This is a genomic window from Mycobacterium sp. DL (assembly GCF_039729195.1).
Lineage (GTDB): Bacteria > Actinomycetota > Actinomycetes > Mycobacteriales > Mycobacteriaceae > Mycobacterium > Mycobacterium hippocampi_A.
In genome coordinates this window covers 5,225,728-5,238,646 of sequence record NZ_CP155796.1, presented here as the reverse complement: position 1 = coordinate 5,238,646, position 12,919 = coordinate 5,225,728, and the positions used below count along the sequence as shown (strand labels likewise).

The following is a 12,919-nucleotide window of genomic DNA, read 5'->3' as shown; positions in this document are numbered from 1 at the left end:
TAATTTGCGCCGAGAATCCGCTCTGCCTCCCGCAGACCGCTCAGGTAGGCGCCGTGCACGGTGGCGGAGAACTTTCGTGCGTCGCCTCGCCCGCGAACCCGAGCTGGTCACCCACCGGTTCAGCGAGCGCTCGCTGGTCGTCCGGACTCGACCCGACGGCGAGGAAGCTGTACGACCCCCTTGCGAACGGATCGGCCGCCCACCGGGTGACGAGCGCGCCGGTGGGCTGAGGGGCGCGCAATGTCGCGAGCACCTGCCCGACCGTTTCCTCATCCGACTGCGCCTCGCGCACCCGCGCATTCGCCCCTCCCCGCAGGCCCACCAACAGCGGGGAGTCGGTGAAACGCAGGCCGTTGACCAAGTCTGATACCGGTTGATCGCGGCCGGAGATGCCGATCATGTCCCGATCGGTCGGCCAGAAGGACTCGTCGAAGCTGAGCACGACCTTGTCGAGAAGCCCGAACCCGAGCCGCTGTATCGCCTGGCGCTTGGCGCCCGGCAGCGGCGGGTCGAAGGCGATGACGTCGGCCTTGAGCACCCCCAGCGGGACGGTGACGATCACCCGATCGCCCTCGAAGACACCCTGTGAGGTGTCCACGCGAACCCCTGTGTCGCCATACGCGATTCGGGTGACATCGGCATTCAGCGTGACCTTCAGTCCGCGTGCAAGATGATCGACCAGCTGTACATAACCTCCGGGCAGGATCACGTCTGGACCACCGAGTTGGCCTTCGCTGCCGAACCATCGGAGCGAGAGTTCGGCGGGGCCGGCGGCATACTCGGCTTCGATGGTGGACGCCACACACCACTGCATGAGCGGATCGTCGAGATCCACTCGCGACGCCAAAGCGTCGGCCACCGTCTCGGTGGGTCCGGCATCCCCGGCCGCATCGTAGATCTCGTCCATGATCTTCGGCCAGCCGCCCAATGCTGCTTCGACGACGGCGGGGGCCACCGGAGTTCCGTCGGCGAACACCACGGCATTCTCGAAGTCGGTCTCCACGGTCCGGGCCCCGATCTCGTCGGCTAGCGCCATCAGCGGGTTGCCGTCGGTGCCGTGCAGCCACGCCGCACCGAGGTCGACGGGCACACCGAGCGAGGTATCGGTCCAGGTCCGACCGCCGATCCGGCTGCGAGCCTCCAGCACCGTCACCGCGACTCCGGCGTCGGTCAGCCGACGCGCTGCAGCCAGCCCCGCCATTCCCGCTCCGACAACCACCACACTCTGCGCCGAGGGTGGCCGTGGTTCGCTGCAGGAACCAAGCAGCGGCACCATCACGGTCGCGCCGAGACCCAGCGTGAACTCCCGCCGGGTCAGCCTGATCATCGACTGCGCTTTGTCAGCTTCTCGATGATCGCCGCCACCGGGGCGGCCTCGGCCTGCCGAAACCCCGTGCCCGCCCAGACGTTGACGGCCTGCGGATCACCGGCCCGTACCGAGGCGGCGCGCACCGGGCTGGTCAGGTAGTGCAGCTCGGGATAACCGAACGGCGCCTCGGCGTCGTGGTCGTCGATGAACCGGTTGCGGAGTCCGCGCGCGTACCGACCCGAGAATGACCGGGTGACAGCGGTTTCGGTGAAACGCGGATCCTGCAGTGCGCTGCGATGCACCACGCTGCTGCCGGCCTCGTCGGCGAGTAAAAACGCTGTCCCGAGTTGTGCGGCAACCGCCCCCGCATCCAACACCCGTCGCACATCACCGGCGTTCATCAATCCGCCCGCAGCGATGACGGGGATGTCGAAGCCTGCGACGATCGAGGCCAGCAGGTCGTCCAACGGTTCCTCTGCGGGGGATGCGGTCGGGTCGAACGTGCCGCGGTGCCCACCCGCCGACGGGCCCTGCGCGACCACGACGTCGACGCCGCACCCGACCGCGAGTTCGGCCTCGGCCACCGACGTCACCGTGCCGACGGTGGTGATCCCCGCGTCGGTGAGCCGACGCCGTTCGTCGGCACTCGGCAGACCGAACGTGAACGACGCGACTGCAGGCCGCAGGTCCAGCAGCACCTCGAGCTTGGCCTCCCAGTCGTCATCGTCGAAGCGGGGCTCCCCGAGGGCGACGTCGTAGCGGTGCGCCTCCGGGGCCAGCGCCTCGGCGTAAGCCGTGATGGCGGCGGCGGTGGCCGCACTGGGTTGTGGCGCAAAAAGATTGGCACCGACCGGTCCGGTGGTCAGGCGCTGCGCCGCCTGCACCCGCTCGGCGAACACCTCGGCGGTGAGATAACCGGCCGGCACGAACCCCATGCCACCCGCGTCGGCGGCCGCAGCCACCAACTCAGGGGTGGACGGCCCACCTGCCATCGGCGCGACGAGGACCGGAACTGCCAGATCTCGAAAGTCGAACACCACTACCTCCCTGGACCCACATCTAACCGATCGAATGCCCGCGCGCTTCCTCCTGACCGCGGTAGTCGTCGGCCAGGACGCACACGTGCTCGGGGAGCGCACCGGCAGCGACGTCGGCGAGGGTGGTCTGCTCGAGCACCGACCGCATGCTGGCCCTTAGCGCCCGCCACACGTCGGTCAACGCCGCCGTGGGACCCGCGTACGGCAGGTCGCCCAGACCGATGTCGCGAACGCTGGCCAGCGGCCCGTCGATGCAACGCAATACATCGGCGATGCTGATCTCGGCCGCGGCTCTCGCCAGCTCGTAGCCGCCCTCGCGGCCGCGGTGGCTGCGCACCAGACGGTCGGTGCGCAGGTCGGAAAGGATGTCGACGAGGAACTGCGCTGGGATGCCCTGGGCCTTCGCCAGATCGTCGGTCTTGACGACGGTGCCGTCGTCGACCGTGGCCAGCTGGACCATCGCCCGGACGGCATACTCCGCCTTGGCCGACATCCGCATACGCCCAGGCTAGTCGGGTATGTCCGCCGAGCCCGCAACCACCACGGCAAACAGGTCGGCCATGGCCGCGAGGCTGGCGCTCTGCATGGCCGCGGCCGGGACCGCGTCCTCCCCCACGCCCGGCAGGGCGCGGGTCGCCGTCGCCGCCGCCACCACCGTGGGCGAATACCCCAGGTTGAAGGCGCCGCGGGCGGTGGAGTTCACACACATGTGTGTCATGAACCCAGCCAGCACCAGGTTCGAGGCATCGACGGTCTTGAGGAGCCCGTCGAGCTCGGTCTTCACAAACGAGTTCGGATAGTTCTTGACGACGACCGGCTCGGCATCACGCGGGGCGACCTGCGCGACGATCGCTCCGCTCTCTCCTGCGATGTCATAGAGCCCGCCGCCGTCATCGTGCTGGATGTGGATGACGGGGATACCCGCTGTTCGCGCCCGGTCGAGCAGGGCCGCGGCCTCGTCGAGGGCCGCCTGCACACCCTCGAGTTCCATCACCCCTCGGGTGTAGGTGTTCTGGCAGTCGATCAGCACAAGGGCAGAATCGGCCAGGCCCACCGGTTCGAGGGGAAGGCCGGACATCGCACGCAACGTATTGAGATCAGACACACCCGAAGCCTACTGCGGGTGATGACAGTCGTCGTCAGGATCCTGGCGCGCGGTCGCCGACCGGATCAGCGCGCGGTGACCGCCAGAACGGCATCGGCGTACTCGGGACGGCAGACGATCAGGTCGGGCAACTTCGAGTCGCGCTGGTTGTAGATCAGCGGAGACCCGTCGATGCGGGAGGTGTGCAGCCCGGCCGCCCGGGCGACCGCGACAGGGGCCGCGGAGTCCCATTCGTACTGGCCGCCGGCGTGCACGTACACATCCGAGAGTCCCTGCACGACCGAGGCGACTTTGGCTCCCGCGGAACCCATTTCGACAAGAACTCCGTTGAGCGCGTCACGAACCTCCAGCGCCACGGCGGGCGGACGGGTCCGCGACACCACGATCCGCGGAGCCTCGGGCGCGGCGGGCGGGGCGGCAACCGTCGGCGTGGCCAGGGTCATCCCCTGCGCCGGTAGGGCGACGGCGCCGGCGATCAACTCGCCGCCAGTGCCGTTGCGCTCCCACAGCGCCACATGCACCGCCCAGTCCGCCCGGCCCAACTCGGAGAACTCCCGCGTGCCGTCGAGCGGATCGACGATCCAGACCCGGTGCGCGGCCAACCGCACCGGATCGTCGACACCTTCTTCGGAAAGCACCGCGTCATCCGGGCGTTCCGCGCTCAGCGCCGCCATCAGGAAGTCGTGGGAGCGCTTGTCCCCCGCGGCTTTTCTCTCCTCGGCGGTCGCCTCGGCGAGTTCTTCCCGGACATCGAGCAGCAGGTCGCCCGCCTCGGTCGCCAACCGGGCGGCGAGCTCGTGCTCGTCGCTCACCTCTCCCGGCTTTCGAGCAACGCGATCACGGCGTCGGCGTGCTCATCCGGCGTCCGCTCCGGGGTCAATCGCACATCCGGATTCTTGGGCCGCTGATACGGACTGTCGATGCCGGTGAAGTGAGTGATCTCGCCGGCACGCGCCTTCGCGTACAAACCCTTCGGATCCCGGCGCTCGCAATCATCCAGCGGGGTGTCACAGAACACCTCCATGAACTCGACACCGGCCTCCGCGGCGACCTTGCGGGCCAATTCACGATGCTCGGCCAGCGGGCTGATCGCCGGGACCAGGACCACCTGCCCCGAATCGGCCAGGATCGATGCCACGTGGGCGAGCCTGCGCAGGTTCTCCGACCGGTCGGCCATCGAGAAGCCGAGGTCGGCGTTGAGGCCGTGACGCAAGTTGTCACCGTCGAGAACGTAGGCTGGGACGCCCTTTTCGAGTAGCTTCTGCTCGACCAGCATCGCGACCGATGACTTGCCCGAGCCGGAAAGGCCCGTGAACCAGATCATCCGACCTGTGCTCAGCCGATCCTCGGACTTGCACAGAGACTCATGGCGCACCGTGTTCGGGCTCGAGGTACGTGACGAAACCTGCGGAAGGATCATGCCGGCGCCGACAGTGCCGTTGGTGTTCGGGTCGATAAGGATGAACGAACCCGTGGCCGCGTTGCGGCTGTATTCATCGAGTAGCAGGGGCACCTGGGTACGCAGCGAGATACGGCCGAGCTCATTGAGTTTGAGCGCCGTGGCTTCCTTGTCGCGGTGAAGCGAGTTGACGTCGAGCCGGTAGTCCAGACCTGTCACCTTGGCCCGCGTCGTACGGGTGGTGTGCTTGATCAGGTAGTCGCGGCCGGGCTCCAGCGACGAACCGTCGGCCATCCAGCAGACGGTGGCGTCGAATTCCTGAGCGACCCTTGGCCGATTGTTGGGGCGCGCGATCATGTCACCGCGGGAGATGTCGATGTCGTCAGCCAAGCTGACCGACACGGCCATCGGTGGGAAAGCCTCCTCCACCGGTCCGCCGGGCCCCTCGATCGCCGCGATCCGCGACGACAACCCGCTGGGCAGCACGACGACGTCGTCGCCCACCTTCATCACACCGCCGGCAACCGTGCCGGCGTAGCTGCGGTGATCGTGGTGCTCCAGGCTCTGCGGACGGATCACGTACTGAACCGGGAACCGCACGTCGGTCAAGTTGCGGTCGCCCGCGACGTAGACCTCTTCGAGGTGGGCCAGCAGCGGCGGTCCCTCGTACCACGGCGTCTTGTCGGATTTCGTGACGACGTTGTCACCCGTGAGCGCCGACAGCGGGATGGTCGTGACGTCGTGGACGTCCAACCGCGCGGCGAAGTCATGGAAGTCGTCCCGGATCTTGTCGAAACGCTCCTGATCCCAGTCGACCAGGTCCATCTTGTTGACCGCCAACACGATGTGCTGGATACCGAGCAGCGACGCCAGGAACGCGTGCCGGCGGGACTGCTCGAGCAGGCCGTGGCGCGCATCCACCAGCACGATCGCCAGTTGCGCGGTCGATGTCCCGGTGACCATGTTGCGCGTGTACTGGATGTGGCCGGGAGTGTCGGCGATGATGAATTTCCGCTTGGCCGTGGCGAAGTAGCGATAGGCGACATCGATGGTGATGCCCTGCTCGCGTTCGGCGCGCAACCCGTCGGTCACCAGAGCCAGGTCGGTGTACTCGTTGCCACGTTCCTTCGAAGTGCGCTCGACGGCCGCCAGTTGATCCTCCATGACGGCCTTGGAGTCGAAGAGCAACCGCCCGATGAGCGTGGACTTCCCGTCGTCGACCGAACCGGCGGTCGCGATCCTCAGAAGCGTTGCCATGTTATTTCCCCCGTCGCTTCGCTCGCCCCGACATCAGAAGTAGCCCTCTCGTTTGCGGTCTTCCATACCGGCCTCGGAGATCCGGTCGTCGGCACGGGTCGCACCACGTTCGGTCAGCCGCGAGATAGCGGTCTCGGCAATGACCTCCGCGACGGTGGCCGCCGTGGACTCGACACATCCGGTGCAGGTGACGTCTCCGACGGTGCGGAACCGCACCGTCTTCTCGATGATCGGCTCGTCAGGGCGCGGCTGCAGGTGCTTGTCGACGGCCAACAGCATGCCGTCACGCTCGAACACCTTGCGCGTGTGCGCGTAGTAGATCGACGGGAGCTTGATCTTCTCGGCGCCGATGTAGGACCAGATGTCGAACTCGGTCCAGTTCGAGATCGGGAAGGCCCGGATGTGCTCGCCCTTGTGGTGGCGCCCGTTGTAGAGGTTCCACAGTTCGGGGCGCTGCGCCTTCGGATCCCACTGGCCGAACTCGTCGCGGAAGCTGAAAACCCGTTCCTTGGCGCGGGCCTTCTCCTCGTCGCGACGCGCGCCCCCGAAGGCGGCGTCGAACTTGTTCTCCCGGATGGCGCGCAGCAGCGTGAACGTCTGCATCGGGTTGCGCGACGGGATGGTCTCGACGACGCGACCGGCGTCGATGTCGTCCTGCACCTTGGCGACAACGAGGCGCACGCCGCTCTCGGCGACGAGTTCGTCACGGACTGCGAGCACCTCCTCGAAGTTGTGACCGGTATCGACGTGCATCACCGGGAACGGCAGTCGGCCAGGCCGGAACGCCTTGATGGCCAGGTGCAGCATGACGATCGAGTCCTTGCCACCGGAGAACAGCAGCACCGGCTTCTCGAACTCCGCGGCCACCTCCCGGATGATGTGGATGGCCTCGGCCTCCAACGCGCGCAGGTGGCTCAACTCGTAGCGGCCCGCGTTCTGGACGAGCTCCTCGGTCACCGTCATCATTTCTCCGTAAAGTTGGTAGAAATGACCAAGTTAGCAATCATGCCCTGCAATTTAGCGAGCGTTGGTGGTCGTGTCAACGTCGGCCCGATTCCGGCGCCGCAGGCGCGCCGAACGTGGCGGAGGCCTGCCTAAGCAGCGACTTCGTTCAACTGTCCGGTGGCGACGTCGAAGACGAAACCCCGCAGCGATTCGTGCTTGGTGACAAACGGGCTGGCCTCGATGCGGCGCAGTGACTGGCGCACATCCTCCTCGACATCCGGGAAGGACTCGGCCGCCCACTCGGGCTTGAGGCCGGTCTCTTCCTGGATGGCCCGCTTGAACTCGTCGTCGGTGAAAGTCAGCATTCCGCAATCGGTGTGGTGGATGAGGATGATCTCCCTGGTCCCGAGCAGTCGCTGGCTGATCGCCAGCGAGCGGATCTCGTCGTCGGTGACGACGCCTCCGGCATTGCGGATGACGTGTGCCTCACCATCGTGAAGACCCAGTATTCGGTAGACATCCAGGCGGGCGTCCATGCACGCGATCACCGCCACATGCTTGCTCGGTGGCAGCGGCAATGGCCCCTCGAACGACTTGGCGTACTCCTCGTTGTTCTTCAGGTACTCGTCTGTGACCGTCATGGCCGCAAGTTAGCAGCGTGATCAGGAGAAGTCACGAGTGCGAATCACCCAGATCCTTTCGACCCGATCCGGCCGGGTCGCTCAGTCCTGCAGGTCGTAGACAGTGCTCCCGCCGACATCGATCGGGGTGAAGCTCTGCTCGACCCACGAGGTGATCTCGCTCGACGAACCGGAACCACCCCCGGGCCCACCATGGCCGCCGGCGACGAAGTAGCCCACCTCGCCGTCGGCCACATAAGCCTGGAACTGCTCGAGGGTCGGCGAGTCGTCGCCGCCGGTGAACCCGCCGATCGCCATCACCGACGCGCCCGTCGCCAGTTCGAGACTCCCTGCCGACATCGACCCGACGGTTGCTGCCGCCCAGCGGTTGTCAGCCGCGTTCACGAGTTCCTGTAACTCTGCGTTGTCCGACACCGACTCACCGGGCACACGACCACCGGGTCCTCCGGGTCCTCCGGGTCCTTCGGGTCCTCCGGGGAAGCCCGGACCGCCATCGGTCGTCGCAGGGCCCGACATCGCCATCGGCCCGTTGTGGGATTGCAGGGCGGTCTCGATCGCGAACGCCGCGGGTGCCGCAGCTCCGAAGAGGATCGCCGCGGTGGCCACCACCGCGGCGGCACGACCGAGCTTGTGCACCCCGGCCGCGGTCACCGCCGCCACCAGCACGGCACCGATCAGCACCACCCATCGCAGCCACGGCAGCCACTCGGGGGTGCGGTCCAGAAGGATGAACGCCCACACGCCGGTCGCCGCGGACATCGCCGCCAGCACCAGTCGGGGCGCCAGATGGGTTCTGCCCCGCCAGAGTTCGATCACCGAGATTCCGACCAGCGCGGCGATCGCGGGTGCCAACGCCACCGTGTAATACGGGTGGATGATGCCGTCCATGAAGCTGAAGACAGCACCGGTCACCAGCAGCCAACCACCCCAGAGCAGCAGGTTGGCCCGCACGGCAGAGGTCCGCACGGCGCGGCGGGTGAACCACAGTCCCGCCACCAGCCCGATCAGCGCGGCCGGCAACAGCCAGGACGCCTCCGCACCCATCGATGCGCCGAAGAGCCTTCCGATTCCGGGGTCGCCGCCGAAGAACAGGTTGCCCGCCCCACCGGGGCCACTGGGCCCGCCTCCACCGCCGGGACCGCCGCCCGGGCCGCCTCCACCGCCGGTCACTCGCTGGATTCCGTTGTAGCCCAATGCCAGCTGCACCAGGCTGTTGTCTGTCGAACCACCGATGTACGGCCGGGAATCGGCTGGCCAGAAGCTGACCATCGCCAGGAACGACCCCGCGGTGGCGATCATCGCACCGGCCGCCAACAGCAGCTTGCGGATGCGCGGCCACAGGGCAACCGGCGCCGCCACCAGGAACGCCAGCGCGAATCCCGGAACGACGAGAACGGCCTGCAGCATCTTGGTCAGGAACGCGAACCCCAGAACCACCCCCACCAGGACCAGCCAGCGGGTGCCCGCCGTTTCGATGGCACGCACCATGAAGTAGCCGGCGATCACCAGCAGCAGCACCAGCAACGCGTCCGGATTGTTGTAGCGGAACATCAGGGCGGCCACCGGAGTAGCGGCCAGAACGACGCCGGCGACGAGTCCGGCACCGGGTCCGCTGACCCGGCGCACGGCGGCATACAGGACACCGGCGGCGGCCACCCCCATCAACGCCTGCGGCAACAGCATCGTGAACGGACTGAACCCGAACAACCTGCCCGACAACGCCATCAGCCACAGGGCGGCGGGCGGCTTGTCGACCGTGATCGCGTTGCCGGAGTCCAGTGATCCGAACAGCCAGGCTTTCCAGTCCTGCGTGCCCGCCTGCGCGGCCGCCGCGTAGTACTCGTTGGCCCAGCCCGAGGAGCCCAGATCCCACAGATAGAGCACCGCTGTGGCGGCCAGCAGAACAAGCAGAGCGGGTCGTACCCAGCGCGGTTGCGTGCCGTCCCCGAAGAAGATCCGGCCGGGAAGACCTGCTCTCGGAGGTGAATCTGCGCGGGTACGCACAGCTGCGTCAGCGGTGAGTGTCATCGGCGGTTTCCTTCTGTGTTGGTGCGGCGGGGGTGAAACACCCAGCCGCGCAGGAGAACAAAGCGCACGGCGGTGGCGAGCAGGTTCGCGGCGACCAGCACCGCGAGCTCGACCATGTGATGCGGCGCCGGTGTGGTGGCATGCAGCAGACCCAGTGCACCACTGGTGATCGACAGCGCGATACCGAAGACGATCAGGCCCTCCATATGGTGGCGTGCCAGGTGAGGGCTGCCCGCGACGCCGAAGGTGAAGCGCCTGTTGGCCGCGGTGTTGGCGATCGCGGTGAGCAACAGCGCGATCAGGTTCGCCAACTGTGCGCCGGCCCAGCCCTGCATCAGGATGAACAGCAGCACATACGCGGCGGTGGATGCCACCCCGACTGCGCCGAACCGGACCACCTGCCGCAGTAATGAGCCGGGCGCGGCCGCACCGCTGGACAGGCCGAGCTGGGCGGCGATGGTGTTGACGGGGATCGTACCGGTGGTGAAGCCGCGCAGCAGCCGCCCGATGCCGCGGAGGTCGGCCGCCGCGGTCGCGACGATGTCGACGCGGCTGTCGGGATCGTCCACCCAGTCCACAGGGACCTCGTGAATCCGCAGCCCGCTGCGCTCCGCGACCACCAACAGCTCGGTGTCGAAGAACCAGCCGGTGTCCTCGACGAACGGCAGCAGTCGGGCGGCGACATCGGCGCGGATCGCCTTGAAACCACACTGTGCGTCCGAGAATCCGGTGGACAGTGTGGATTTCAGGATCAGGTTGTAGCAGCGGGAGATGAATTCGCGCTTGGGTCCGCGGCGGACGCGCGCTCCGCGGCCGAGTCGGGTGCCGATCGCGAGGTCCGAATGACCGGAGATCAGCGGCGCCACCAGCGGGGCGAGCGCCGCGAGGTCGGTGGACAGGTCGACGTCCATGTACACCAGCACGGCTGCATCGGACTGCGACCACACCTGATGCAGTGCCCGCCCGCGCCCTTTCTGTTCCAGTCGCACCACGCGCACGTCGGTCAACTCGGTGGCGAGTTCGGCGGCGATCCGCGGGGTGTCGTCGACGCTCGCGTTGTCGGCGATGGTGATCCGGGCCGGGAAGGGGATCGCATCCCGCAGGTAGCGATGCAGGCGGTGCACCGAATCCGCCAGCGCGGCCTGCTCGTTGTAGACGGGGACGACGACATCCAGGACGGGCGCACCGGCGGCGCGCGGCGCGCGGGCGGCGTTCGGCCGTGGGCCGAAAGGGCGTCGAACGCAGTTCAACTCGAGGGCGGAGTGTGTCATGTCGTCAATGGTCGGTCGGGCAGGTGTGCTCACCGTTGGCCCGAGCTATGCACCGGCTGTGAGATGACACCGGGTTCGGTGAGGTCGTAGACCACTGCACCGTTCACGGTCTGCGCCGGGTAGCGTGCCTGGACCCACTCGCGGATCGCCGCCGAGGCGGTTGCGCCCTCGGCGCTCCCCCGTGCCATCATCATCCGGCCTTCGATGAAGTAGTGGATCTGACCCTCGTCGACCAAGCGGACGAACTGGTCGAGGGTCGGCGACGGATCGGTGCCGTTGAACCCGCCGACGGCCATCACCGGCACTCCGGCGGACAGTTGGTATCCCGCGGCGTTGTTGGACCCGATGACCGCTGCGGCCCAGGTGAATCGGTCTGCATCGGTGGACAGCAGCCGCGCCAGATCAGGGTGCGGAGTCGGTGCACTGAGCAGCCCGCCGCCGAAACCGCCGCCGGGGCCGAGTCCTCGCGACGGCCCGACCGAGGGGATCGCTCCGCTGTGTGGTGTCGACGCGGTGGCAAGCGAGTACGCGGCCGGAGCGGCGAGGCACGCCACCACCGCGAGACCGGCGACCGATCGGGTGAGCGCTTCGCTCAACCTGCCCGCCACCAGTATCAGTGCGGCCGCGCCCACCCCGGCGACGCCGATGGCCGCCCGAAGCCACGGCATCCACTCGCTGTGGCGCGACAGCAGCACCGCCGCCAGGATCGTGGTGACGAGCACAGCTCCCGACAGTGCGGTTCTGGCACGGATGTCGTCACGGCGCTGCCACAGCAGGGTGGCACCGATGCCGATTCCGGCGGCGATGGCAGGCGCGAGTGCCACCGTGTAGTACGGGTGGACGATGCCGTTCATGTAGCTGAACACCAGCGCGGTCACGGCGAGCCAGCCCGCCCAGATGATCAGGGCTGCCCGGGTGAGGTCGGTGCGCGGTCCGCGGCGGGTGATGACGAATCCGGCGGCGATGCAGATCACCGCGGCGGGCAGGAGCCACGCGATGTCCGCGCCCATGCTCGAACCGAACAGCCTCCCCCAGCCGACGTCGTGGTTGAGGTTGCCCAGACCACCCGGCTCGTCACCGGTCAGACGGCCGAATCCGTTGTAGCCCAGCGTGAGTTCGATGATGCTGTTGTGCTGCGACCCACCGATGTACGGCCGCGACGACGTCGGCCACAGCTCCACCAGCAGCAGGTACCACCCGGCGGACACCACAACGGCAGCGCCGGCGGCCGCGGTGTCGATGATCCGTCGACCCAGCTGCGCGGGGCCGGCCACCACATAGGCCGCGGCGAGTGCGGGCAGCACCAGCAGCGCCTGCAGCATCTTGGCCAGGAAGCCGACACCGACCGCCGCCCCCGCAGCGATCAACCACCATCGGCTCGCATTCTCCTCGCACGCGCGCTGGGTGCAGTACGCAGCCACGACGAGCAGTAGAACCAGCAGCGCATCCGGGTTGTTGAAGCGGAATATCAACGCCGCCACAGGCGTCAGCGCGAAGACCACACCCGCCAGAAGCGCCGCGGAGGTTCCACTGGCGCGCCGCACCGCGGCGTAGAGCACCGCGACCGCGGCCACCCCCATCACGGCCTGCGGCGCCAGCACGGCCCACGGGTTGAGTCCGAACAGGCGCACTGAGGCATCCATCACCCACAACGCGGCCGGCGTCTTGTCCACGGTGATGGCGTTGGCGGCGTCGCTGGAGCCGAACAGCATCGCTGTACCGTCGCTCGCGCCGGCCTGCACGGCAGCCGAGTAGTAGGCGTTGGCCCATCCGCCGGCACCGAGATTCCACAGGTAGAGAAGCCCCGTACCGAGCAGCAGCAGGACGAACCCGACCCGTGCAGGAGAGACGGGAAAATGCCTGCGGGGTGTGCTTTCTGCGCGATTCTGTGTCCGGTCGGCAGAAAGGAGAAGGGTCACCAGTCGAG

General features: G+C 67.7%; 11 protein-coding genes. All 11 read right to left on the bottom strand.

The annotated features are described in order from the left end of the window. Window positions 1-40: 40 nt before the first annotated feature. The 11 genes from ABDC78_RS25055 to ABDC78_RS25005 all read right to left on the bottom strand — a co-directional run bounded on the left by ABDC78_RS25055 (window position 41) and on the right by ABDC78_RS25005 (window position 12,911). Window positions 41-1,327 carry an FAD-dependent oxidoreductase gene (locus ABDC78_RS25055; RefSeq protein WP_256735937.1) on the bottom strand — a complete coding sequence of 429 codons (1,287 nt, stop codon included), beginning with the start codon at window positions 1,325-1,327 and terminating at the stop codon, window positions 41-43. Continuing rightward, window positions 1,324-2,349, bottom strand: coding sequence for a nitronate monooxygenase (locus ABDC78_RS25050; RefSeq protein ID WP_178357893.1), 1,026 nt, complete (start codon window positions 2,347-2,349; stop codon window positions 1,324-1,326). Before ABDC78_RS25050 ends, ABDC78_RS25055 begins: the two co-directional genes overlap by 4 nt. Before the next feature lie 19 nt (window positions 2,350-2,368). Further along, a complete protein-coding gene (locus ABDC78_RS25045; RefSeq protein ID WP_178357894.1) occupies window positions 2,369-2,845 on the bottom strand; it encodes an RrF2 family transcriptional regulator in 477 nt (158 codons plus the stop codon). A 9-nt stretch (window positions 2,846-2,854) separates the two neighbouring features. Continuing rightward, window positions 2,855-3,451, bottom strand: a complete 597-nt coding sequence (locus tag ABDC78_RS25040) for an isochorismatase family protein (protein ID WP_178357895.1) — start codon at window positions 3,449-3,451, stop codon at window positions 2,855-2,857. A 65-nt stretch (window positions 3,452-3,516) separates the two neighbouring features. Further along, on the bottom strand, window positions 3,517-4,263 hold the full coding sequence (locus ABDC78_RS25035) for a 3'(2'),5'-bisphosphate nucleotidase CysQ (RefSeq protein WP_178357896.1): 747 nt from the start codon (window positions 4,261-4,263) through the stop codon (window positions 3,517-3,519). Further along, window positions 4,260-6,107 carry a sulfate adenylyltransferase subunit CysN gene (gene cysN / locus ABDC78_RS25030; protein ID WP_178357897.1) on the bottom strand — a complete coding sequence of 616 codons (1,848 nt, stop codon included), beginning with the start codon at window positions 6,105-6,107 and terminating at the stop codon, window positions 4,260-4,262. The genes ABDC78_RS25035 and cysN overlap by 4 nt, the downstream gene beginning before the upstream one ends. A gap of 33 nt (window positions 6,108-6,140) precedes the next feature. After that, window positions 6,141-7,070, bottom strand: a complete 930-nt coding sequence (gene cysD / locus ABDC78_RS25025) for a sulfate adenylyltransferase subunit CysD (RefSeq protein ID WP_178357898.1) — start codon at window positions 7,068-7,070, stop codon at window positions 6,141-6,143. A gap of 131 nt (window positions 7,071-7,201) precedes the next feature. Further along, on the bottom strand, window positions 7,202-7,693 hold the full coding sequence (locus ABDC78_RS25020; protein ID WP_178357899.1) for a carbonic anhydrase: 492 nt from the start codon (window positions 7,691-7,693) through the stop codon (window positions 7,202-7,204). 81 nt (window positions 7,694-7,774) lie between these two features. Next, on the bottom strand, window positions 7,775-9,721 hold the full coding sequence (locus ABDC78_RS25015; protein WP_178357900.1) for a glycosyltransferase family 39 protein: 1,947 nt from the start codon (window positions 9,719-9,721) through the stop codon (window positions 7,775-7,777). Then, window positions 9,718-10,992: a bifunctional glycosyltransferase family 2/GtrA family protein gene (locus ABDC78_RS25010; protein WP_178357901.1), complete on the bottom strand. Its 1,275-nt coding sequence runs from the start codon at window positions 10,990-10,992 to the stop codon at window positions 9,718-9,720. Before ABDC78_RS25010 ends, ABDC78_RS25015 begins: the two co-directional genes overlap by 4 nt. 29 nt (window positions 10,993-11,021) lie before the next feature. Beyond that, window positions 11,022-12,911, bottom strand: coding sequence for a glycosyltransferase family 39 protein (locus tag ABDC78_RS25005; RefSeq protein ID WP_178357902.1), 1,890 nt, complete (start codon window positions 12,909-12,911; stop codon window positions 11,022-11,024). Window positions 12,912-12,919 lie beyond the last annotated feature (8 nt).